Raw genomic sequence first — 22,567 nt, 5'->3', positions numbered from 1 at the left:
ACGCCCATGAACGTCTCGCCAGACTCGGCACACTCAGCCCGCTCCGCACGCCCAGCCCGCTCGGCACACAGCGGCCCGATCCACAACGTCTCGGCCCACGTCGACACCTTCGCGCGCGACCATCTCCCGCCCCCCGGCCAGTGGCCGGACCTCCGCTTCGAGCTGCCCGAGCTGGCCTACCCCGACCGGGTGAACTGCGCCGCCGCCCTCCTCGACGGCGACGGATCCACCGAGCCCGGCCGACCGGTCTTCCGCACCCCGTCGGAACCCGTCTGGACGTACGGCGACCTGCGCGCCCGCGTCGACCGGATCGCCCACACACTCACCGGAGCCCTCGGCATCGTCCCCGGCAACCGTGTGCTGCTGCGCGGCCCGACCACACCGTGGCTCGCCGCCTGCTGGCTCGCCGTGCTCAAGGCGGGCGCGATCGCGGTCACCGTGCTGGACCGGCAGCGCCCGCACGAGCTGCGCACCATGTGCGAGATCGCCCGGGTGGGCCACGCGCTCTGCGACGTGCGCGCCGTCGACGACCTCGTCAAGGCGGAGGCGCCCGGGCTGCGCATCACGACGTACGGCGGTGACGGACCCGACGACCTGCTGAACCGGCCGGGACCCGGCACCCCGTTCGCCGCCGTGGACACCGCGGCCGACGACGTGGCGCTGATCGCGTTCACCTCCGGCACGACCGGCCGGCCCAAGGGGTGTCTGCACTTCCACCGGGACGTGCTGGCGATCGCCGACACCTTCTCGCGGCACGTCCTGCGCCCGGTGCCGGACGACGTCTTCGCGGGCAGCCCGCCGCTCGGCTTCACCTTCGGGCTCGGCGGGCTGGTCGTCTTCCCGATGCGGGCCGGCGCCAGCGCCCTGCTCCTGGAACAGGCCGGCCCCCGGCAACTGCTGCCCGCGGTCGCCGAGCACCGCGTGAGCGTGCTGTTCACCGCGCCCACCGCCTACCGCGCGATGCTCGACGACCTCGACGGGCACGACATCTCGTCGCTGCGCCGCTGTGTCTCGGCCGGTGAGAACCTGCCCGCGGCGACCTGGCGGGCCTGGCAGGAGCGGACCGGGCTGCGGCTGATCAACGGCATCGGCGCCACCGAGCTGCTGCACATCTTCATCTCCGCCGCCGACGGCCACATCCGGCCCGGCACCACCGGGATCCCCGTGCCGGGCTGGCAGGCGCGCGTGCAGGACGCGGCCGGGGCGCCGGTCCCCGACGGCGAGCCCGGACTGCTCGCCGTGCGCGGCCCGGTCGGCTGCCGCTACCTCGCCGACCCCCGCCAGCGGGAGTACGTGCGCGACGGCTGGAACGTCACCGGCGACACCTATGTCCGCGAGCCCGACGGCTGGTTCCGGTACGTCGCCCGCGCCGACGACATGATCATCTCGGCCGGGTACAACATCGCGGGACCGGAGGTCGAGGAGGCGCTGCTGCGCCATCCGGACGTCGTCGAGGCGGCGGTCGTCGGACGGCCCGACGCGCACCGGGGCCAGGTGGTCGTCGCGTTCACCGTGCTGCGGGAGGGCGCGCCGCGCGACACGGAGGCCCTGCGCGCCTTTGTGAAGGCGCAGTTGGCGCCGTACAAATGTCCGCGCGAGATCGTGCTGCTCGACGCGCTGCCGCGCACGGCGACCGGGAAACTCCAGCGCTTCCTGCTGCGCGCCCCGCAGGACGGCGTCCCGCCCGGCGGCGGTGCGGGCGTCCGTGAGGCAGTCGTCCCGACCGATGGTGACCAGCAGTGATGCCGACGACCTAAGATGATCAACGTGTCCGACCAGCCCGCACCTCGGTCTCTCATCGTCACGCTCTACGGCGCCTACGGCCGCTTCGCGCCCGGCCCCGTACCGGTCGCCGAACTGATCCGGCTGCTCGCGGCCGTCGGCGTCGACGCACCCTCCGTACGCTCCTCCGTCTCCCGGCTCAAGCGCCGGGGCCTGCTGCTGCCCGCCCGCACCGCGCAGGGCGCCGCCGGCTACGAACTCTCCGACGAGGCACGGCAGTTGCTCGACGACGGCGATCAGCGCATCTACGCCACGGCGCCCGCCGAGGACGAGGGCTGGGTGCTCGCGGTGTTCTCCGTGCCCGAGTCGGAGCGGCAGAAGCGCCATGTGCTGCGGTCCCGGCTCGCCGGCCTCGGTTTCGGCACGGCGGCACCCGGGGTGTGGATCGCCCCGGCCCGGCTCGCCGAGGAGACCCGGCACACCCTTCGACGGCTGCGCCTCGACCCCTACGTCGACCTGTTCCGCGGTGAGCATCTGGGCTTCGCGCCGACCGTGGAGGCCGTCGCCCGCTGGTGGGACCTGGCGGCCATCGCCAAGGCCCACGAGGCGTTCCTCGACCGGCACGCCGACGTGCTGCGCGCCTGGCAGCAGCGGATGGACACCCCGCCGGAGGAGGCGTACCGGGACTATCTCCTCGCCCTGGACTCCTGGCGTCACCTCCCCTACACCGACCCCGGCCTGCCCACCCGGCTGCTTCCCGACGACTGGCCCGGCGCGAGGTCGGCGGCGGTCTTCCAGGGGCTGCACGAACGGCTGCGGGACGTGGGCGCGGGCTTCGCCGGGGTGTGACGCCCGCTTCCCGGCCGCCGCCTCAACTCATCAGCGTGAGACGGGGTTTGGGCGCGTCGGTGCGACCGGTGCGCGGCGGCCTGCTGCCCGCCCGGTAGGGGGCGGGCCATGCGGCGGCCGCTCCCGTGTAGCCCTGCTCGGCGGCGGCGTGCAGGGTCCAGTTGGGGTCGTAGAGGTGCGGGCGGGCGAGGGCGCAGAGATCCGTACGGCCCGCCAGGATCAGGGAGTTGACGTCGTCCCAGGAGGAGATCGCGCCCACGGCGATCACCGGGACGCGCGCCTCGTTCCGGATGCGGTCGGCGAACGGGGTCTGGTACGACCGTCCGAACTCCGGTGTCTCGTCGGCGACGACCTGGCCGGTCGACACGTCGATGGCGTCGGCGCCGTGCGCTGCGAAGGCGCGGGCGATCTCGACGGCGTCGTCCGCCGAGGTGCCGCCCTCGGCCCAGTCGGTGGCGGAGATGCGGACGGTCATCGGCCGTTCCGCCGGCCACACCCCGCGTACGGCGTCGAAGACCTCCAGCGGGAACCGCAGCCGTTTCGCGAGGCAGCCGCCGTAGGCGTCGGTCCGTCGGTTGGTGAGTGGGGAAAGGAATCCGCTGAGCAAGTAGCCGTGGGCACAGTGCAGTTCGAGCAGGTCGAACCCGGCGCGGGCGGCCCGCCAGGCGGCTGCCGCGAACTGCTCGCGCAGGTCGGTGAGTTGGGCGCGGGACAGCTCACGCGGTGTCTGACTGCCCGGCTTGTACGGCAGCGGGGAGGCGGCCACGAGCGGCCAGTTGCCGTCGGGCAGCGGCTCGTCCATGCCCTCCCACATCAGCTTGGTGGAGCCCTTGCGTCCGGAGTGGCCGAGCTGGACGCCGATCGCGGCGCCCGGGGCCGTGGTGTGCACGAAGTCGGTGATCCGCCGCCAGGCGTCGGCCTGTCCGGCGGTGTAGAGGCCGGTGCAGCCGGGGGTGATCCGGCCCTCCGGGGACACGCACACCATCTCGGTCATGACGAGTCCGGCACCGCCGAGGGCGCGGGCGCCGAGGTGGACGAGGTGGAAGTCGCCGGGGAGTCCGTCGGTGGCGGAGTACATGTCCATGGGGGAGACGACGACCCGGTTGCGCAGGGTCAGTCCGCGCATCCGGAACGGGGTGAACATGGGCGGTGTGCCGGGCGGGCAGCCGAACTCCCGCTCCACGGCCTCGGTGAAGTGGGCGTCGCGCAGCCGCAGGTTGTCGTGGGTGACACGGCGGCTGCGGGTGAGGAGGTTGAAGGCGAAGCGGCGGGGCGGCTGGTGGAGGTGGAGGCCGAGGTTCTCGAACCACTCCAGGCTGGCCCGGGCGGCGCGCTGGGTGGAGGCGACGACGGGCCTGCGCTCCTCCTCGTAGGCGTGCAACGCCTGTTCCGGTGTGGGCTGTTCGGTGAGGCAGGCGGCCAGGGCGAGGGCGTCCTCGACGGCGAGTTTGGTGCCGGAGCCGATGGAGAAGTGGGCGGTGTGGGCGGCGTCGCCGAGCAGGACGACGTTGCCGTGGGACCAGCGTGCGTTGACGACCGTACGGAAGGTGGTCCAGGCCGAGTTGTTGGACTTCAGGGGCCGTCCGCCGAGCGCGTCCGCGAAGATCTTGGCGCAGCGCTCGACGGACTCGCGCGGGTCGCTCTCGTCGAACCCTGCGGCCCGCCACACCTCTTCGCGCATCTCGACGATGACGGTGGAGGCGTCGGCCGCGTAGGGGTAGCCGTGCAGTTGCATGACGCCGTGCTCGGTCTCGGCGATCTCGAAGCGGAAGGCGTCGAAGGCGAAGTCGGCGGCGAGCCAGATGTAGCGGCAGCGGTGCGGGGTGAGCACCGGCCGGAACGCGTCGGCGTAGGCCGCGCGGGTCGCGCTGTGCACGCCGTCGGCGGCGACGACCAGGTCGTACTCCTGTGTCAGTCGGGCGGGGTGCGGGGCCTCGGTGCGGAAGCGCAGGTCCACGCCGAGGGAGCGGCAGCGCTCGTGGAGGATCTCCAGGAGCCGGCGGCGGCCGAGGGCGGCGAAGCCGTGGCCGCCGGAGGTGTGGCGGACGCCCCGGTGCACGATGTCGATGTCGTCCCAGCGCACGAACTCCCGCCGCAGGGCCTCGTACACGACCGGGTCGGCGTGTTCGATGCCGCCGAGGGTCTCGTCGGACAGGACGACGCCGAACCCGAAGGTGTTCTCGGGTGCGTTGCGTTCCCAGACGGTGATCTCGCGGGTGGGGTCTAGGCGTTTGAGCAGGGCGGCGGCGTACAGTCCGCCGGGTCCGCCCCCGACGACGGCGACGCGCATCGCGGCCTCACCGCCCCCGCCACTTGGGGGGCCGTTTCGCGGTGAACGCGGCGTGGAACTCGGCGTAGTCCTCGCCGTTCATCAGCAGGGCCTGGGTGGCGGCGTCGAGTTCGACGGCGGCGGCGAGCGGCATGTCGAGTTCGGCGGTGAGCAGTGCCTTGGTCTGGGCGTGGGCGAGGGCGGGGCCGTCGGCGAGCCGGCGGGCCAGCGCCCGCGCGGTCCGGTCGGCCTCGCCGGGCTCCGTCAACTCGCTGATCAGGCCGATGCGTTCGGCCTCCGGGGCGTGCACGGTGTCGCCGAGCATCAGCAGCCGGGTGGCGTGGCCGAGGCCGACGACCCGGGGCAGCAGATAGGCGGCGCCCATGTCGCCGCCGGAGAGGCCCACCCGGGTGAAGAGGAACGCGAAGCGGGTGGTGGGGTCGGCGACGCGGAAGTCCGCGGCGAGGGCGAGGACGGCGCCGGCGCCGGCGGCCACTCCGTGCAGGGCGGCGATCACCGGGAACGGGCACTCCCGTACGGCGCGTACGACCTGGCCGGTCATCCGGTTGAAGTCGAGGAGCTGGGCGGTGTCCAGGGCGAGGGTGGCGCCGATGATCTCGTCGACGTCGCCGCCGGAGCAGAAGCCGCGGCCCTCGCCGGCCAGGACGAGGGCGCGCACGGACCGCTCCCGGGACAGCTCGGCGAGCAGGTCGCGCAGATCGGCGTAGGCCCCGAAGGTGAGGGCGTTGAGTTTCTCGGGGCGGGCGAGGGTGACGGTGGCGACGCCGTCCTCCCGCTCGACGCGGAGGTGTTCCCAGTGGGGGGTGGGAGCGGCGGATCCGGTGAAGGGACTCATCAGGGCGGCCTCCTCGACGGTCACCCCCGAAGTTATCACTCTTACGTGACTGTCGTCACGAGCACGCGATAGGACCGCGCGGAGAGGACTGTGTCACCGGTCGTCGACAACGCCGTAACGACGGGATCGGATCCGCGAGGCCGGCCGTTCTCAGGGGTAGGCCGTCCGGTAGCGGGGCCGCGGGTCCCGTACGGCGCCCGTGGTGCGCCCCTGCCGGGGGTCGCCGTACCATTCCTGAAGTTGAAGGCAGGACCGCCTGATGTCGATCACGGGACCCTGCGCCATGAACGGACTCGCCTTGCACGATCGCCCCTCCGACGCCGCCGCCTCCTGGCGGATCGCGCTGCCGCACTCCGCCGCGGCCGTGCCGGTGGCCCGCGCGCTGGTCCGCACGGCGCTGGCGGAAGCGGAGCACGGAGCCGACAGCGACACCGCCGAACTGCTGACGGCGGAGCTGGTGGCCAACGCGGTGGAGCACACCCCCGCCGGGGACACCCCGATAGAGCTGGTGGTGGAGCTGCGGCCGGGCGGCTGCCAGATCGAGGTCCACGACCACGACCCGGTCCCCCCGGGCGACCTCACCCGCCCCTCGGCCGGGGAACCCGACCCCTGGCAGGAACACGGCCGCGGCCTCCTCCTGATCCGCTCCCTCAGCTCCTCCTGCGGCCACCGCCCCACAGAACAGGGCAAGGCGGTGTGGTTCCGCCTGGCGGTGATTCCCCCACAGTGGCGACCACGGCAGTCCTGACCCGGGGAGACCCCGTCAGCCGCGCGCCATCGTCGCCACCAGTACCGCCTTGATCGTGTGCAGGCGGTTTTCCGCCTCGTCGAAGACGACCGAGTGGGGGGATTCGAAGACCTCGTCGGTGACTTCCAGGGAGTCGAGGCCGTGGGTCTCGAGGATCTCCTGGCCGACCGTGGTGCCGAGGTCGTGGAAGGCCGGCAGGCAGTGCAGGAACTTGACGTCCGGGTTGCCGGTGGCGCGCAGGACGTCCATGGTCACGGCGTAGGGGCCGAGGGCGGCGATCCGCTCGTCCCAGACCGCCTTGGGCTCGCCCATGGAGACCCAGACGTCCGTGGCGACGAAGTCGGCGCCGAGGACGCCCTCCGCGAGTGACTCGGTGAGGGTGATCCGCGCCCCGCTGGTCCCGGCGAGCTTGCGGGCGCGGTCGACGATCTCCTGGGCGGGCCAGTAGCTCTTCGGGGCGACGATCCGGACGTCCATGCCGAGCAGGGCGCCGGTGATCAGGTACGAGTTGCCCATGTTGAAGCGGGCGTCGCCGAGGTAGGCGAAGGCGATGCCGGTGAGGGGCTTCGCGCAGTGCTCGGTCATGGTCAGCACGTCGGCGAGCATCTGGGTGGGGTGCCAGTCGTCGGTGAGGCCGTTGAAGACGGGCACCCCGGCGTGCGCGGCCAGTTCCTCGACCTTGGCCTGACTGTCGCCGCGGTACTCGATGCCGTCGTACATCCGGCCCAGCACGCGCGCGGTGTCCTTGACGGACTCCTTGTGGCCGATCTGGGAGCCCGACGGGTCGAGGTAGGTGGTGGAGGCGCCCTGGTCGGCGGCGGCGACCTCGAACGCGCAGCGGGTGCGCGTCGAGGTCTTCTCGAAGATCAGCGCGATGTTCCGGCCGCGCAGATACCGCGTCTCGGTCCCGGCCTTCTTGGCCGCCTTCAGTTCGGCGGCCAGCTCGATCAGGCCGCGGAACTCCTCGCCGGTGAAGTCCAGCTCCTTGAGGAAGTGGCGTCCGGCGAGGGCGGTCGGGACTGTCGCCATGGGGGCGCTCCAGGAAGTGCGGTCGGCAGGTGCGGATCGGCAGGTGCGGTGACGGGGACGGTGAGTGACGGGGACGGTGGGTACGTTCCGGCCAGCTCGGTGGAACTCTATACGACCACTGGCATTTATATACAGGCGCCTATGCCTACGACTCGTACACCAGTCCCAGTGACTCGCCCGCCTATACCGGCCCCCGCTCCAGCGGACAGCTCATGCAGCGCGGTCCGCCCCTCCCCCGGCCCAGCTCGCTGCCGGGGATCTCGATCACCTCGACGCCCTGTTTGCGCAGGTGGGTGTTGGTGGTGGCGTTGCGTTCGTAGGCGACGACGACGCCCGGCTCGACGGCGAGGACGTTGCAGCCGTCGTCCCACTGCTCGCGCTCGGCCGCGTGCACGTCCTGGGTGGCGGTCAGCACCCGGATCTCGCTCAGGCCGAGGGCGGCGGCGATCGCGCGGTGCATGTGCTCCGGCGGATGGTCGGTGACCTTCAGCTCCTTGTCGCCGACGCCCGGCTCGATGGTGTACGACCGGAGCATGCCGAGCCCCGCGTACTGGGTGAAGGTGTCGCCGTCGACCATGGTCATGACGGTGTCGAGGTGCATGAAGGCCCGCCGCTTCGGCATGTCGAGCGCCACGATCGTCCTGGCCGAGCCGGCGGCGAAGAGCTTGTGGGCGAGCATCTCGACGGCCTGCGGGGTGGTGCGCTCGCTCATGCCGATGAGGACGGCGCCGTTGCCGATGACGAGGACGTCCCCGCCCTCGATGGTCGACGGGTAGTCGGCCTGCCCCTCGGACCAGAGGTGGAACGACTCCTCCCGGAACAGCGGGTGGTGCCGGTAGATCGCCTCGAAGTGCACGGTCTCCCGCTGCCGCGCGGGCCAGCGCATCGCGTTGATGGCGACGCCGTCGTAGATCCAGGCGGAGGTGTCGCGGGTGAAGAGGTGGTTGGGAAGCGGGTCGAGGAGGAAGTCGTCGAGGTCCATGACATGGAAGCGCACCGAGGTCGGCTCGGGGAACACTTCCAGGAACTCCCGCTTGGTCATGCCCCCGACCAGGCTCTCGGCCAGCTCGGGCGCGGTGAGGGTCTCGAAGGCGGTACGGAGGTGGTCGGTGGCGAGGACCCCGTACTCCTTCTCGTCGAAGACGCGGCCCAGGACGAGTGCTCGGGCCGCCGGGATCGCCAGGGCCTCGACGAGCAGATCGCCGAAGAGATGCACCTCGACGCCTCGGTCCCGCAGGACGTCGGCGAAACCGTCGTGCTCGGCGCGCGCCCTGCGCACCCAGAGCACGTCGTCGAAGAGCAGCGCGTCCTTGTTGCTGGGGGTGAGCCTTTTGAGCTCGAGATCCGGCCGGTGCAGGATGACGCGCCGCAGTTGCCCGGCCTCGGAGTCGACTTGGAATCCCATGACTCCATCCTGACCATCGAAGCCCGCCTTCACCCGCTTGTGGACCGTTTCGCAACCGCTTGTTTTCGTCCCCTTGACGACAAACGGCGGATCGGATTATCGTCGTAGTGACGAAAACGGGGGCGGAACACAGGGACGAGGGGGGCCTCTCATGGCCGACATCACACGGCGCCTCGGCTGGCGCCATCTGCGCGGCGCGCCGACGGCGCACATACGCCACCACCGCTCCGGAAAGCTGGTGCACGACGGGCCCGGACTCAGCTTCTGGTTCCGCTCGCTGACCGCCGCGCTCTCCGAAGTGCCGGTCGACGACCGCGAACTGGCCATGACCTTCCACGCCCGCACGGCCGACTTCCAGGACGTGGCGGTGCAGGCCACCGTGACCTACCGGGTCAGCGACCCGGCCGTGGCCGCCGCCCGGCTGGACTTCTCGATCGACCCCGACACCGGGGTGTGGCGCGGGGCGCCCCTGGAGCAGCTCGGCACCCTGCTGACCGAGACCGCCCAGCAGCACGCGCTGGACGTCCTCGCCCGGACGCCGCTCGCGGCGGCGCTGGTCGACGGGGTGTCCTCGGTGCGCGAGCGGGTCGCGGCGGGGCTGGCGGCGGAGCCCCGGCTGCCGGCCACCGGCATCGAGATCGTCGCCGTCCGGGTGATCGCCCTGCGGCCCGAGCCGGAGGTCGAGCGGGCGCTGCGCACCCCGGCCCGCGAGCTGATCCAGCAGGAGGCCGACCGGGCCACCTACGAACGGCGGGCGGTGGCCGTCGAACGGGAGCGGACCATCGCGGAGAACGAACTCGCCAGCAAGATCGAACTCGCCCGGCGCGAGGAGCAGTTGGTCGAGCAGCGCGGTACGAACACCCGGCGCGAGGCGGAGGAGAACGCGGCCGCGGACAAGGTGCGGGCCGAGGCCGAGGCCACCCGCACGGTCCGGCTGGCCGAGGCCGAGGCGGCGCGTTCCGTACGGCTCGCAGCGGCGGAGGCGGAGCGCGCGGTGAAGCTGTCCGAGGCGGAGGCCGCGGGGAAGGTCCGGATGGCCGACGCGGAGGCGCGGCGCACCGAACGGCTCACCGAGGCCGAGGCGTCGCGTACCGTCCGGCTCGCGGAGGCGGAGGCGGCCCGTGCCGTCCAACTCGCCCGCGCGGAGGCCGAGTCGGCGCGTGCGGTCGGCGAGGCGCGGGCCCAGGCGCAGGCGGCCTGGCTGCGGGTGCACGCCGACGTCGACGTGACGACCCTGCACGCGCTCACCGGCACCCGGCTCGCGGAGAACCTGCCGCACATCGACAGTGTGACCGTCTCGCCGGACGTGCTCACCGGGCTGCTGGCCAAGCTCGGGGTACGGGAGTGAGTCTCGCCCCGCGGGCCGTGCTGGTCCATCGCACCACGGAGTACGAGGAGTTGACGGCCCGGCACGGCACGCACGGCCAGGCCGCCTTCTTCCTCTCCTCGCGGGGCCGGGACATCGAGGAGGTGGCGGAACGGCACCGGCGCACCCGGCGGGCGCTGGCGGAGGTGACGGCGGCGATTCCGCTGACGTGGCGTCAGACCCGCCTGGAGCGGGCCGATCTGGACCGCTTCCTGTTCGCCCCGGAGGACGTGGTGATCGTGGTCGGGCAGGACGGACTGGTGGCGAACGTCGCCAAGTACCTGTCCGGACAGCCCGTGGTGGGCATCGACACCGACCCGGGCCGCAACCCGGGGGTCCTGGTCCGCCACCGCCCGGCGGACGCGGCCGCCCTCCTCGCCTCGGCGCTCGCCGCCGGGACGGGGGTCGACGAGCTGACCATGGTGGAGGCCGTCGCCGACGACACCCAACGGCTGCTCGCCCTCAACGAGATCTACCTGGGCGCCGCCGGCCACCAGACCGCCCGCTACCGCCTGGGCCTCGACGACGACGGGGGTGCCGTCGAGGCCCAGGCGTCCTCCGGGGTCCTGGTCGGCACCGGTACCGGCGCGACCGGCTGGATCCGCTCGGTGTGGGGCGAGCGGGGCGGCGGCGGGCTGCGCCTTCCGGGCCCGGCGGAGGACCGGCTGCTGTGGTTCGTACGGGAGGCATGGCCCTCCCCGGCGACCGGCACCTCTTTGGTCGCCGGCGAACTGACGGCCGGCGCCCGCCTGACCCTCACCGTCGAGTCCGAACGCCTCATCGCCTTCGGAGACGGCATCGAATCCGACGCACTGGACCTGACCTGGGGCCAGACGGTACGGGTGGGGGTGTGCGGGGAGCGGCTGCGGCTGGTGGGGTGAACCGGCGGCCCGCAAGGTGCAGGGGCCCGGCGTGCGGGCCCCTGCGGTGGTTCACAGCCGTGGGTCCACCGGCTCCGACTCCAGGGCCAGGACCCCGAACACCGCCTCGTGGATGCGCCACAGCGGCTCGCCGTCCGCGAGGCGGTCCAGGGCCTCCAGGCCGAGGACGTACTCGCGGATCGCGAGGGACCGCTTGTGGTTGAGGAAGCGGCCGCGCAGCCGGGCGAGGTTGTCGGGGCGGGTGTACTCCGGACCGTAGATGATCCGCAGGTACTCGCGGCCCCGGCACTTGATGCCGGGCTGCACGAGCCGGCCCTCCGTGCCCCGCACGAGCGCGCCGAGCGGCTTGACGACCATGCCCTCGCCGCCGCGGCCGGTCATCTCCAGCCACCAGTCGACACCGGCCCGCACCGACTCGGGGTCGCCCGTGTCGACGTACAGCCGCCGGGTGGTGCGCAGCAGGCCGGTGGGGTCGTGCTCCACCAGCCGGTCCAGCAGGGCCAGTTGTCCGTCGTGCGGCAGACCCGCGAGGCTGCGGCCCTGGACGGCGAGGATCTGGAACGGCGCGAGGCGTACGCCGTCCAGACCGTCCGTCGGCCAGCAGTAGCGCCGGTAGGCGTCGGTGAACGCGGCCGCCTCCGTGGCCCGTTCGCGCTGCCGCGCCAGCAGCTCGGTGACGTCCACGCCCCGGCCGGCCGCGCCCTCCAGCGCGGCCAGGACACCCGGGAAGACCGCGCCGGACGCGGCGCCCACGGCGGCGTACTGCGAGCGCAGCAGCCCGGACGCCTTCAGCGACCACGGCATCAGCTCGGCGTCCAACAGCAGCCAGTCCGTGCCGAGTTCGTCCCACAGCCCGGCCTCGCCGACGGCCGTGCGCAGCCGTCCGAGGACCTCCTCGGTCAGCGCCTGGTCGGTGAAGAACGGCCGTCCGGTGCGGGTGTAGAGCGCACCCGTCGGCCCCTCCCCGACCCCGAACCGCCTGCGGGCGGTCTCCGCGTCCCGGCAGACCAGGGCCACGGCCCGCGAGCCCATGTGCTTCTCCTCGCACACGACCCGCGCGACCCCGTCCCCGGCGTACTGCGCGAACGCCTCCGCCGGGTGCTCCAGATAGCCGTCGACCCGGCTGGTCGGCGTCGGCGCCATGGTCGGCGGGAGGTACGGCAGCAGCCGCGGGTCGACCGCGAAACGGCTCATGACCTCCAGGGCCGCCGCAGCGTTCTCCTCGCGCACCGCGATCCGGGTCTGTCCGGCGTACCGGGTCTCCACGATCCTGCGGCCGTGCACGTCCGCCAGGTCCAGCGGCCGTCCGTCCTGCCCGCCGGGCGCCTCGGAGCGCAACGGCTTCGCCGGCTCGTACCAGACCCGTTCCGCCGGTACGTCGACCAGTTCGCGTTCCGGCCAGCGCAGCGCGGTCAGCTTGCCGCCGAAGACGGCACCGGTGTCCAGGCAGATGGTGTTGTTCAGCCAGGTGGCCTCCGGGACGGGCGTGTGGCCGTAGACCACGGCCGCCCGGCCCCGGTAGTCCTCCGCCCACGGGTAGCGCACCGGCAGCCCGAACTCGTCGGTCTCACCGGTGGTCTCGCCGTACAGCGCGTGCGAGCGGACCCGGCCCGAGGTGCGGCCGTGGTACTTCTCCGGCAGACCCGCGTGACAGACCACCAGCCGGCCGCCGTCGAGGACGTAGTGGCTGACCAGCGAGTCGATGAACTCCCGTACCTCGGTGCGGAACTCCTCGCTCTCGCCCGCCATCTGCTCGACGGTCTCGGCGAGTCCGTGGGTGTGCTGGACCTTGCGTCCCTTGAGGTGACGGCCGTACTTGTTCTCGTGGTTGCCGGGCACGCACAGCGCGTCGCCGGACTTCACCATCGCCATCACCCGGCGCAGCACGGCCGGACTGTCCGGGCCCCGGTCCACGAGGTCGCCGACGAAGACGGCCTGCCGTCCCTCCGGGTGGACGCCGTCGGCGTAGCCCAACTTGCCGAGCAGCGCCTCCAGTTCGGCGGAGCAGCCGTGGATGTCGCCGATGATGTCGAAGGGGCCGGTGAGGTGGGTCAGGTCGTTGAAGCGCTTCTCGGTGACGACGGTGGCGCCGTCGACGTCCGCCACGCCCCGCAGCACATGCACCTTGCGGAAGCCCTCGCGCTCCAGATGCCGCAGGGAGCGCCGGAGTTCACGGATGTGGCGCTGGATGACCCGGCGCGGCATGTCGGCGCGGTCGGTGCGGGCCGCGTTGCGCTCGGCGCACACCTCCTCGGGGACGTCCAGGACGATGGCGATGGGCAGCACGTCGTGCTCCCTCGCCAGCTCGACGAGCTTGCGGCGGGCGTCCGACTGCACGCTGGTGGCGTCCACGACGGTCCGTCGGCCTGCCGCGAGCCGCTTGCCCGCGATGTAGTGCAGGACGTCGAAGGCGTCCCGGGTGGCGCTCTGGTCGTTCTCGTCGTCGGAGACCAGGCCCCGGCAGAAGTCGGAGGAGATGACCTCGGTGGGCTTGAAGTGCCGTCGCGCGAAGGTGGACTTGCCCGAGCCGGACGCGCCGATCAGCACCACGAGGGAGAGGTCGGTGACGGGCAGGGCGCGTCCCTGTCGCGGGGTTGCGGACGTCTCGGTCATGCGGCCTTCGCCTCCTTCTCCTGCGGGGTGCCGAGCGTGAACACGGCCATCTGGGTGGGCGGTCCGACCTCGGGGTCGTCGGGACCGACGGGGACGAACTCGACGGTGTAGCCGTGCCGTTCGGCGACGGCGGCGGCCCAGGAGCGGAACTCCTCGCGCGTCCACTCGAACCGGTGGTCGCCGTGCCGGACGTGCCCGGCCGGGAGACTCTCCCAGCGGACGTTGTACTCGACGTTCGGGGTGGTCACCAGGACGGTGCGCGGGCGGGCGGAGCCGAACACCGCGTACTCCAGGGCGGGCAGCCGCGGCAGGTCGAGGTGTTCGATCACCTCGCTGAGCACGGCCGCGTCATAGCCCTTGAGCCGGGTGTCGGTGTAGGCGAGCGATCCCTGCACGAGCCGGACCCGCGCGGCCTGCCGCTCCCCCATCCGGTCCAGCTTGAGCCGTCGGGAGGCGATGGTGAGCGCGCGCATCGACACGTCGACGCCGACGATCTCGGTGAACCGGACGTCCTTGAGCAGCGCCTGCACCAACTGGCCCTGTCCGCAGCCGAGGTCGAGCACCCGGGCGGCGCCGGCCGCCCGCAGCGCGGCGAGGATCGCGTCCCGGCGCTGCACGGCGAGGGGGGCCGGGCGGGCCTCGCCCTCCGTCTGGATCACGGCCTCTGCCGGAGCGTCGCCGTCGTCCTCGACGGCGTTGTCGATGGCCTCGACCTCGCTGTCGTCGGTCTCGGCGAGCCGCACCAGCTCCAGCCGCTCCATGGCCTCGCGGGTCAGCGACCAGCGGCGGGAGAGGTACCGGCTGGTGATCAGCTTCTGCTCCGGGTGCTCGGGCAGCCAGCCCTCGCCGGCCCGCAGCAGCTTGTCGACCTCGTCGGGGGCGACCCAGTAGTGCTTGGCGTCGTCCAGGACCGGCAGCAGCACATACAGGTGCCGCAGCGCCTCGGCGACGGTCAGCCGGTCGGACTCCAGCACGAGACGTACGTACCGCGAGTCGCCCCACTCCGGGAACTCGGCGTCCAGGGCCACCGGTTCGACGGTCGTCGTCCAGCCGAGCGGCTCGAAGAGCCGGTGCACGAGCGCGGTACCGCCCCGGGCCGGAAGCGCCGGCACCTCGATGCGCAACGGCCGTGCCTGCGCCGGGAGTTCGGGCCGCGCGGTGCAGACGCCCCGCATCGCGCTGGAGAAGACGCCGCTCAGCGCCACGGCGAGCAGCGAGGAGGCCGCGTAGGGGCGGTCGTTGACGTACTGGGCGAGTGCCGCGTCGGGCGCACCGCCCCGGCCCTTGCCCTTGCCGCGCCGGACCAGCGCCACGGCGTCCACCTCCAGCAGCAGCGCCGCCGTGCAGCGCCGGTCGTCCGCCTCGGGGTAGAGGACGTGCGCCGTGCCGTAGGAGGTGGAGAACGCCTGCGACTTGCCGGGATGCTTGTGCAGCAGGAAGCCCAGATCGGTGGCGGGGCGTTCAGGGGTGCCGGTGGTGGTGATCGTCAGGAACACGGTGGTTGCCTCGAATACGGTCTCGGAAAGGTGCGAAAGCGCTGGTGACGCGCTGTTCGCCGGTCTCCAACGTACCGAGAACACCCCCGGGACACCCAGGAATATTTTCGCACCGCCGGACCGCCGCCGGCGGACCGCTCACTCGCCCCGCTTCCAGGCGCTGACCCCCAGTTTCCCGGTGGTCCCGAGGTCCAGCCGGGGTGTGACGATCACGGGGGCGGCGCCGGGCTTGGCGTGGACACGGACATGGGGCACGTTGACCGCGGTGCCGCCGCCGGTGGTGTTGCGCCACATCAGGCCGGAGGTGGCGTACTCGCCGGGCTTGAGGGTGACGGGCCGGGGCGGGTCGTCGAAGCCGGTCACCAGGGCGACGCCGGCGCCGCCGTGGACGACGTCGATCCCGTCGACCGGTTCGAGGTCCTCGTCGAGCAGGGTGAGCCCGGGGTAGCCGTCGAGGCTGTAGTCACGGGTCCCGCAGTTCTCCAGGCGCAGGCCCACGACGCGCAGGCCCATGGCGGCGTCGCCGTCGTCGGCCGTGACGCGGATCCCGGAGGCCGGGCAGGTGCCGGTCTCGGCCGGTGCCTCGTCCGCGGGGACCGTGGTGACCTCGGAGACCTTCACCTTCCGCACCTCGGGCATCCCCGGGGGCACCCTGCCGAGCAGGACCGTGCCGCGTACGGTCCGGCCGGGCGCGACCGCGCGCACGGTCTCGCGCTGGTTGCCCATCACCTCGCCGGTGCTCGTGGTGAAGGTGAAGAGCACGGTGTAGGTCAGGGTCTCCTGGCCGTCGTTGGTGACCTCGTAGGCGGCGGAGATGCCGGAGTCGACGAAGTTCTCGGTGCCGGCGGGGATCTCGTCGGGCCGGCCCGAGTCACCGGGCCTGGGGAGGCGGTCGGCGTGCACGGATCCGATGCCGGACGGGCCGTCGGACGGCTCGGCGGACGGCGAGGCGGTGGGGAGGTTCAGGGCGGTGATCCTGACCCCGTCCACCGGCGGGTCGGTGACGGGGATACCGGGCGCCGTGGCGGACGCACCGGCGCCGGCGCCGGTCCCGGGGTGCTCCGTCCCGCACGCCGTGGTGAGCAGGAGGACGGCGGCCAGGGCCGGGAGGAACGAGGCGGATCTGCGCATCAGGCCACCTCATCAGGGCCGTAGCACCCCGGCTGTGACGGAAGCCACAGTTCCGGTCACAGCCGCGTCACAGCTCACCGAAGGCGACACCACTCACTGCGAACGGCGTCGCTCACCGCGACGGCACCGCTCACTGCGGCAGAGCGGTGAGCACCCCCGACGCCCGGTCCAGCAGGTACTGGAGCGGCTCGGCGGTCCACGGCCCCCGGTGGGCGATCAGTTCGGCGGCGTGCCGGCCGAGGTCCGCGCCGCTGAGCCAGGCCGGGCTGTCGACGCCCAGGGCGGCCCGGGGGCGGGTGCGGATACGGCCGATGACGAGTTCGTAGATCCGCGGCCCCGCGCCGTCGAGTTCGGCGGTCAGGGTGCGCAGCAGGGACTTCTTGGCCGCGTTGGTCGCGCCGACGAGGGCGGCCCCCGGGAAGGCGATCTCCGCGCTGAGGCCGGTGAGATGGACGAGTGCGCCGTCGACGGGGAGCAGCGGGGTGACGACCCGCAGGGCGCGGAAGTGGCTGGTGAGGTTGTCGGCGATCATGGCGTCCCAGACCGCGTCGGACACGTCGAGGAGCGGTGTCGGCTCCGGCGGCCCCCAGTTGCCGATGGTGAGGACGGCGCCGTCGAACTTCCCGTGCCGGTCGGCGAGTCGGGTCCGTACGGCGGCGCTGTCGGGGTCGGAGAGATCGACGGCGTGCGGATGCAGGACGCCGGGTCCGATGCCGTGGGTGTAGTCGGCGAGGCGGTTCAGCCGGGCCTCGCTGCGGCCGGCCGCCACCACGGTCGCGCCCAGTTCGAGGAGCGCGCGGGTGATCCCCTCCCCGATGCCGCCGCTCGCGCCGACGACGAGGACCGTGCGGCCCAGGAGGAAGGGCTCGTCGAGGGGTTCCTCTGGTTCCTCGACCGGTGCTGGACGACTGCTCATTTCGGGGAGGCTAGCCACGGTCCGCACCGATGACCAGATGCACATTTGGCCGCTTGCGTACGGTTTCCGGCCCCACGGTCTCGTATCGTTCGGTCGGGCTTCTCTCCCGGTCACGCCTCGCCGTGGGCGCGGGCGCCGTCGAGGGCCGTCCGGTACGACGCGGCCGCCGTGTCCTTGAACCCGGCGAGCCGGGGCACATGCTCCGACTTGGTGAACTCGGCGTGCAGGAAGGTCAGATCGGCGGCGAGGCCGACCATCCCCAGGGCCGCCTTCAGATACGGCTCCTGGTGGTCGCAGTCCTCGCGGGGCGTGCCGGGGCCGTAGGCGCCGCCGCGGGCGGAGGCCACCACAACTCGCTTGCCCGACAAGGGGCCTTCACCGGTGGCCGGATCGGCGATCAGGGGTGCGATCAGGACACGGTCGAACCACGCCTTGAAGGTCGACGGCACCGAGAAGTTGTACATCGGCACACCGAGCAGGATGACGTCGGCCGCGAGGAGTTCCTCGACCAGCGGCCAGGTGATCGTCCAACTCTCCTTCTCCTCGGCCGACTTCGCCGCGTCGCGGGCCGCCGCGAGATCACGGGTGCCCTCGGTCTCCAGCCGGTGCATCACCTCGATCTGGGCGTGGTCCACGTGCGGCACAGGCTCGGCGGCGAGGTCGCGGTGGACGTACGTGCCGTCGGGGTGGGCCTTGCGCCAGGCGTCCGCGAACTCGGCGGAGAGCCGCCGGGAGACCGAGTCCCGCCGGGGGCTGGAGTCGAGGTGGAGGAGGGTGGGCATGGAGGTGATCCTTGTCCTGGGAGGGGCCGGATCTCCATTGAAGGGGCCGTCCGGGCCGCCGTCCCGTAATCCGGCGTGATACTTGGTGACCGGACACGTAAGCGGGAGTGACGGTCGCCGGGGCGGGAGTGACGGTGCTGGACGTACGGAAGCTGATGCTGCTGCGCGAGGTCGGGGCGCGCGGATCGATCGCGGCGGCAGCGGAGGCGCTCAACTACACGCGCTCCGCCGTCTCCCAGCAGCTTTCGGCCCTGGAGGCCGAGACGGGTACGGCGTTGCTCGACCGGGGCGGCAGACGGGCCGGACTCACCGCCGCCGGACGCCTGTTGGTGGCGAGTGCCGAACGCGTGCTCGCGGAACTCGAAGCGGCCGAGGCGCGGTTGCTGGCGCGGGACGGCAGGGTGACCGGCGAACTGCGGGTGGGGGTGCCGTTGCACGACGGCCCGGCGCTGCTGGTGCCGGCGCTCACCCGGCTCCGCGCGTGCCACCCGGATCTGCGGATCACCCTGCACGGCGTCGCCGCCGACGAGGGCCGGAGGTCGGTGCGGCTCGGACGGCTGGACGCGGTGCTGGCCGCCGGCTATCCGCAGGTGCCCGAGGCCCGGGTGCCGGGGCTGTACGAGGAGGCGGTGATCAGCGACCGCATCCGGCTCGCCGTACCGCCCGGACATCCCCTGGCCGAAGGCGAAGGACCGCGTGACCTAGTCGAGTTCGCGGACCGGCCGTGGCTGCTGGACCGGGCCTCCCGGCTGGGGCGGCTGGCCCTGCATCTGTGCGCGGACGCCGGGTTCGTCCCCGACGTCGTCTCCGACATCGGGGACATGCAGGCCGTGTTCGGTCTGGTCTCCCTGGGCTGGGGTGTCGCCCTCGCCCCCGACCTGGTGCCCGACCGCCCCGGCCACCCCGTCGTCCGGGTTTCCCTGAAGGGCATCGACCCGGTCCGCCACATCACTCTCGTGGTGCGGGAGGGCGCGCGGAACAGCCCGCCGGTGGCGGCGCTGCTGCCGGCGGTACGCGAGGCGGCCGACGAACTGCGGCGGCCGGCCCCCGACCGACAGGCATGACCGCGACCATCACTTACGGGAGCTGCGACTGCACCTTGTCCGAGATCAGCTCCAGATGGTCCAGGTCGCTCAGGTCGAGGACCTGGAGGTAGAGGCGCGTGGAGCCGACCTCGGCGTAGCGGCCGATCTTCTCGACGACCTCGGCCGGGGTGCCCGCGAGCCCGTTGGTCCTCAGCTCGTCGACCTCGCGGCCGATCGCGGCGGCGCGGCGGGCGACCTCCTGGTCGTCCCTGCCGACGCAGACGACGAGCGCGTTGGAGTAGGTGAGGGCGTCGGCCGGGCGGCCCGCCTCCGCGACGGCGTCCCGGACCCGGCCGAACTGGGCGGCCGTGTCCTCGACGGAGGAGAACGGCATGTTGAACTCGTCGGCGTACCGGCCGGCCAGCCGGGGCGTACGGCGCGCGCCGTGGCCGCCGATCAGCACGGGCACCCTGCCCTGCGCGGGCTTGGGCAGCGCGGGCGAGTCCTTGAGCTGGTAGTACGTGCCGTCGAAGTCGTAGGTCTTGCCGACCTCGGTGGCCCACAGACCGGTGACGATCTCCAGTTGCTCCTCCAGGCGGCCGAACTTCTCCTCCGGGAACGGGATGCCGTACGCCTCGTGCTCCTGTGCGAACCAGCCCGCGCCCAGGCCGAGTTCGACGCGGCCGCCGGACATCCGGTCCACCTGGGCGACCTGGATGGCGAGGACGCCGGGCAGCCGGAAGGTGGCGGCGGTCATCAGCGTGCCGAGGCGGATCCGGCTGGTCTCCCGGGCGAGCCCGGCGAGGGTGATCCAGGCGTCCGTGGGTCCGGGAAGCCCGTCGGCGTCGCCCATCTTGAGGTAGTGGTCGGAGCGGAAGAACGCGTCGAACCCAAGGTCCTCGGTGGCCTTGGCGACGGTGAGGAGGGTCTCGTAGTCGGCGCCCTGCTGGGGCTCGGTGAAGATACGGAGGTCCATCCCTCCATCCTGCATCCCCGGGCCGCGTCCCTCTCACCGGCACCGCCCACCCTTCACGCCGCACCGCTCACGCCGGCCCCTCACCCGCACCGCCCGTGCCGCCTTTCACCGCTCGGGCAGCACCCCCTCCCGCTCCTCGCGTTCCTCCCGGGCCGCCAGTTTGCGCAGCATCTCCAGGACGCGGTCGCGGGACTCGTCCGCCGCGTCGATGGCTTCCATGCACTGCCAGTACGTGGCCTCGTCGGCCGCCGCGCTCGCCACGCCGACCAGGGCGATGCCGATGTCGGCGAGCAGAACACCGAGGTCGAGCAGGGCCCGGCGGGCGTCGTCCAGGTCGGTGAGCTGGGCGGCGCGCAGATCCCCGGGATCGAGGTCCGGCGCCTCCAGCACCCCGCAGCCCCGGCCCGCCAGTTCGGTCAGGCCGAGGGCCTCGCCGCGCAGTTCGGGCGGGCCCGAGACGGCGAGCCGGCTGCCTATCGCCTGGGACAGGGCCTGTGCCTGCCACACCTCGGCGAGGATCGCCCGGCCGCCGCCGCTGTCCGCCAGCGCACGCCTGCTCGTCAGGATGAGCCGCACCGCGTCCATGCGCCGCCCCCGTCCATCCGTCCGTCCGTCCGAACTCCCTGACCCACAGGGAGCGTCCACTACCCAGAGTGAGGGTGAGTGGGGCGAAAAGCCAGAGGAAGGCGGAAATCTGTGGACAACAAATCGGTTTCGGGCCGGTGAACGACTCCGGAGAGTGAAAACGGACCGCGCCACTCCCCGTTTGCCGGCCCGTTCGCCCCCGCCTACGGCGCCGGGAACCGCAGCTCGTTGCGGTCGATCTTCGCGTCGAGGGCGGCCAGCGGATCGACGCCGAGCACCTCGCACAGTTGCAGCAGATAGGCGAGGACGTCGGCGACCTCGTCGGTCACCCGGTGCGCGGTCTCCGGGTCGTCCATGACGCGCGCCGACTCCTCCGGCGTCAGCCACTGGAAGATCTCGACCAGTTCGGACGCCTCCACGCTGAGCGCGGCGACGAGGTTCTTGGGGGTGTGGTACGGCTGCCAGTTCCGCGCGGCCGCGAAGTCGGCCAGCCGGCGCTGGAGTTTCGCCACGTCGAGGTGTTCGGTCACGGACCCAGGTGTACCACCGTGACGCCGGACGTCCGCACGGCCCAGGAGGCGTCGCTGACCGCGGCGGTGCAGCGGATGTGCCCGCGCTCGGCCATCCGCACCGCGAGCCGCAGCAGTTCGGCGCGCTGCCGGACGTCGAGGCCCCGGTCGAGGTTGTCGGCGAGGAGGGTGAGCGACTGCATCGCGGACGGCACCTCGCCCGCGGTGTCCAGGTCGAGGACGCCGGGACCGGTGAGCAGCACCAGGGCGTAGGCGACGTACCGCAGTTCGCCGTAGCCGAGCCGGGCCAGCTCGGTGCGGGTGCCGTCGCCGCGGTCGAGCAGGGCGCGGACGGTGCCGTCGCCGAGCGGTTCGGCGAGCAGGTCCGTGACGGGCCGGGCGCAGCCCGCGGCGAGGGCGCCCACGAGCTGGGCGTGCCGCCGTACGCACTCCTCGCGGGTGCGCCAGAGCACGTCGGCGAGGTTGTCGCAGCCGCCGAGCAGCCGCCCGGAACCGGTGGGCACGGGGGTGCCCATCCAGTCCGGCTGGGGGTCGCAGGCGAAGACCGAGCGCAGCGCGACGACCATCTGTTCGGCGGCGGCGAGCACCCGGCGCTGGCCGTCGGTCTTGCCGGCGACGCGCAGCGGCAGCAGGGCGGTGCCGAGCCGGTCGTCGGGGAGCGGGGCGCGGGTGACGGGCGCGGATCCGGCGGTGTGCCAGGCCGCCTGCACGGTACGGCGCCCCGGGTCGCGCAGGGCGGTCTCCAGCAGGACGACGCCGCCCGCGCTCAGCCGTTCGCCCACGACGCGCAGTTCGGGCTCCGCCTGTACGGCGATGTCGAGCCGGACCGGCCCGGCGGGGCCGTCGGCGGTGCAGCCGATCCGGAAGCCGCGCCTGCGCTGGGCGTCGGGGCGGGCCCGCTCCGGCACGCAGGCGACGGGGTCGGGGAAGACCTCCGCGAGCGGCGCGCCGCCGCCGAGCAGGGCCAGTGCCTCGTGGGCCCGCAGCGCGGTGGTCTTGCCGCTGCCGCTGCGCCCGGCGAACACCGTCACCGCGCCCAGCGGGAACGCGGCCTGCCGGTGCCCGGCGAAGGCGGAGAGCCGCAGCTCGGTGAGACAGGGCCGGACGGGCCGGCCGGGGGCGGGGTCGGGCCCGGGGTCGGGGTGCACCGCGGCCTGCGATCCCTGGACCGGCACCCGTGGCGGTCTCTCCGCGGGCGGCACATCGGTGGCGGAGGCGGCACAGGCCGCATCCGGTGAAGGAGCGGCGGGGGAAAGGGGCGGCGGAACGGACATATCCGGACCGTAGGACTCCGCGTGCGTGACGAACCGTTCCGCCGGGCGAGCTTCCTACGATCGGGCGACGCCGGGACGTCGGGACACCGGAACGCCGGGACACCGGAACGCCGG

At 72.9% G+C, this 22,567-nt stretch carries 19 protein-coding genes; 6 read left to right on the top strand and 13 right to left on the bottom strand.

From position 1 onward, the window contains the following. Positions 1 to 6 precede the first annotated feature (6 nt). Together G6W55_RS22915 and G6W55_RS22910 are read left to right on the top strand one after the other, a co-directional pair. Positions 7 to 1,743: an AMP-binding protein gene (locus tag G6W55_RS22915; protein ID WP_175522716.1), complete on the top strand. Its 1,737-nt coding sequence runs from the start codon at positions 7 to 9 to the stop codon at positions 1,741 to 1,743. Positions 1,744 to 1,758: 15 nt separating this feature from the next. Further along, the gene (locus tag G6W55_RS22910; RefSeq protein WP_175522715.1) at positions 1,759 to 2,571 is read left to right on the top strand and encodes a PaaX family transcriptional regulator C-terminal domain-containing protein; all 813 of its coding nucleotides are present in this window, start codon (positions 1,759 to 1,761) and stop codon (positions 2,569 to 2,571) included. A 22-nt stretch (positions 2,572 to 2,593) separates the two neighbouring features. On the opposite strand, the gene G6W55_RS22905 is transcribed toward G6W55_RS22910, so the two are convergent. Beyond that, entirely contained in the window at positions 2,594 to 4,861 is a 2,268-nt protein-coding gene (locus G6W55_RS22905) for a bifunctional salicylyl-CoA 5-hydroxylase/oxidoreductase (protein ID WP_175522714.1), read from the bottom strand. A gap of 7 nt (positions 4,862 to 4,868) precedes the next feature. Beyond that, on the bottom strand, positions 4,869 to 5,696 hold the full coding sequence (locus G6W55_RS22900; protein WP_175522761.1) for an enoyl-CoA hydratase family protein: 828 nt from the start codon (positions 5,694 to 5,696) through the stop codon (positions 4,869 to 4,871). 283 nt (positions 5,697 to 5,979) lie between these two features. On the opposite strand from G6W55_RS22900, the gene G6W55_RS22895 reads away from it, so the two are divergent. After that, positions 5,980 to 6,444, top strand: a complete 465-nt coding sequence (locus G6W55_RS22895) for an ATP-binding protein (protein ID WP_175522760.1) — start codon at positions 5,980 to 5,982, stop codon at positions 6,442 to 6,444. Positions 6,445 to 6,459: 15 nt separating this feature from the next. On the opposite strand, the gene argF is transcribed toward G6W55_RS22895, so the two are convergent. Continuing rightward, on the bottom strand, positions 6,460 to 7,473 hold the full coding sequence (argF, locus tag G6W55_RS22890) for an ornithine carbamoyltransferase (protein WP_175522713.1): 1,014 nt from the start codon (positions 7,471 to 7,473) through the stop codon (positions 6,460 to 6,462). Positions 7,474 to 7,654: 181 nt separating this feature from the next. After that, on the bottom strand, positions 7,655 to 8,878 hold the full coding sequence (locus G6W55_RS22885; RefSeq protein ID WP_175522712.1) for an arginine deiminase: 1,224 nt from the start codon (positions 8,876 to 8,878) through the stop codon (positions 7,655 to 7,657). A 151-nt stretch (positions 8,879 to 9,029) separates the two neighbouring features. Between G6W55_RS22885 and G6W55_RS22880 the strand changes: the two genes are divergently transcribed. Then, entirely contained in the window at positions 9,030 to 10,226 is a 1,197-nt protein-coding gene (locus G6W55_RS22880; protein WP_175522710.1) for an SPFH domain-containing protein, read from the top strand. After that, positions 10,223 to 11,125, top strand: coding sequence for an NAD(+)/NADH kinase (locus G6W55_RS22875; RefSeq protein WP_175522709.1), 903 nt, complete (start codon positions 10,223 to 10,225; stop codon positions 11,123 to 11,125). Before G6W55_RS22880 ends, G6W55_RS22875 begins: the two co-directional genes overlap by 4 nt. Positions 11,126 to 11,176: 51 nt before the next feature. Here the strand turns inward: G6W55_RS22875 and G6W55_RS22870 are convergent, their stop codons facing one another. From G6W55_RS22870 to G6W55_RS22850, 5 genes are all read right to left on the bottom strand, one after another. Then, positions 11,177 to 13,738, bottom strand: a complete 2,562-nt coding sequence (locus tag G6W55_RS22870; protein ID WP_175522708.1) for a polynucleotide kinase-phosphatase — start codon at positions 13,736 to 13,738, stop codon at positions 11,177 to 11,179. After that, positions 13,735 to 15,234, bottom strand: a complete 1,500-nt coding sequence (locus tag G6W55_RS22865) for a 3' terminal RNA ribose 2'-O-methyltransferase Hen1 (RefSeq protein WP_175522706.1) — start codon at positions 15,232 to 15,234, stop codon at positions 13,735 to 13,737. Before G6W55_RS22865 ends, G6W55_RS22870 begins: the two co-directional genes overlap by 4 nt. Before the next feature lie 138 nt (positions 15,235 to 15,372). Further along, positions 15,373 to 16,365, bottom strand: coding sequence for a DUF4232 domain-containing protein (locus G6W55_RS22860; RefSeq protein ID WP_175522704.1), 993 nt, complete (start codon positions 16,363 to 16,365; stop codon positions 15,373 to 15,375). A 130-nt stretch (positions 16,366 to 16,495) separates the two neighbouring features. After that, positions 16,496 to 17,281, bottom strand: a complete 786-nt coding sequence (locus tag G6W55_RS22855) for an SDR family oxidoreductase (protein ID WP_175522702.1) — start codon at positions 17,279 to 17,281, stop codon at positions 16,496 to 16,498. Positions 17,282 to 17,391: 110 nt separating this feature from the next. Next, a complete protein-coding gene (locus tag G6W55_RS22850; protein WP_175522701.1) occupies positions 17,392 to 18,063 on the bottom strand; it encodes an FMN-dependent NADH-azoreductase in 672 nt (223 codons plus the stop codon). A gap of 134 nt (positions 18,064 to 18,197) precedes the next feature. Between G6W55_RS22850 and G6W55_RS22845 the strand changes: the two genes are divergently transcribed. Beyond that, positions 18,198 to 19,127 carry a LysR family transcriptional regulator gene (locus G6W55_RS22845; RefSeq protein ID WP_309243790.1) on the top strand — a complete coding sequence of 310 codons (930 nt, stop codon included), beginning with the start codon at positions 18,198 to 18,200 and terminating at the stop codon, positions 19,125 to 19,127. Positions 19,128 to 19,140: 13 nt separating this feature from the next. On the opposite strand, the gene G6W55_RS22840 is transcribed toward G6W55_RS22845, so the two are convergent. The 4 genes from G6W55_RS22840 to G6W55_RS22825 all read right to left on the bottom strand — a co-directional run bounded on the left by G6W55_RS22840 (position 19,141) and on the right by G6W55_RS22825 (position 22,453). Then, positions 19,141 to 20,064, bottom strand: coding sequence for an LLM class F420-dependent oxidoreductase (locus G6W55_RS22840; RefSeq protein ID WP_175522699.1), 924 nt, complete (start codon positions 20,062 to 20,064; stop codon positions 19,141 to 19,143). A gap of 105 nt (positions 20,065 to 20,169) precedes the next feature. Further along, on the bottom strand, positions 20,170 to 20,649 hold the full coding sequence (locus G6W55_RS22835) for a DUF6099 family protein (RefSeq protein WP_175522698.1): 480 nt from the start codon (positions 20,647 to 20,649) through the stop codon (positions 20,170 to 20,172). A gap of 203 nt (positions 20,650 to 20,852) precedes the next feature. Next, complete coding sequence (locus tag G6W55_RS22830) at positions 20,853 to 21,179, bottom strand: nucleotide pyrophosphohydrolase (RefSeq protein WP_175522696.1); 327 nt, start codon at positions 21,177 to 21,179, stop codon at positions 20,853 to 20,855. After that, a complete protein-coding gene (locus G6W55_RS22825; RefSeq protein ID WP_217687249.1) occupies positions 21,176 to 22,453 on the bottom strand; it encodes an ATP-binding protein in 1,278 nt (425 codons plus the stop codon). The genes G6W55_RS22830 and G6W55_RS22825 overlap by 4 nt, the downstream gene beginning before the upstream one ends. Positions 22,454 to 22,567 lie beyond the last annotated feature (114 nt).

Origin of the sequence: Streptomyces sp. CAI-85, from assembly GCF_013363615.1 — a bacterium.
Taxonomy (GTDB): domain Bacteria; phylum Actinomycetota; class Actinomycetes; order Streptomycetales; family Streptomycetaceae; genus Streptomyces; species Streptomyces antibioticus_B.
Note: the sequence above shows the minus strand (reverse complement) of the source record. Positions and strands in the feature narration are given on the sequence as shown.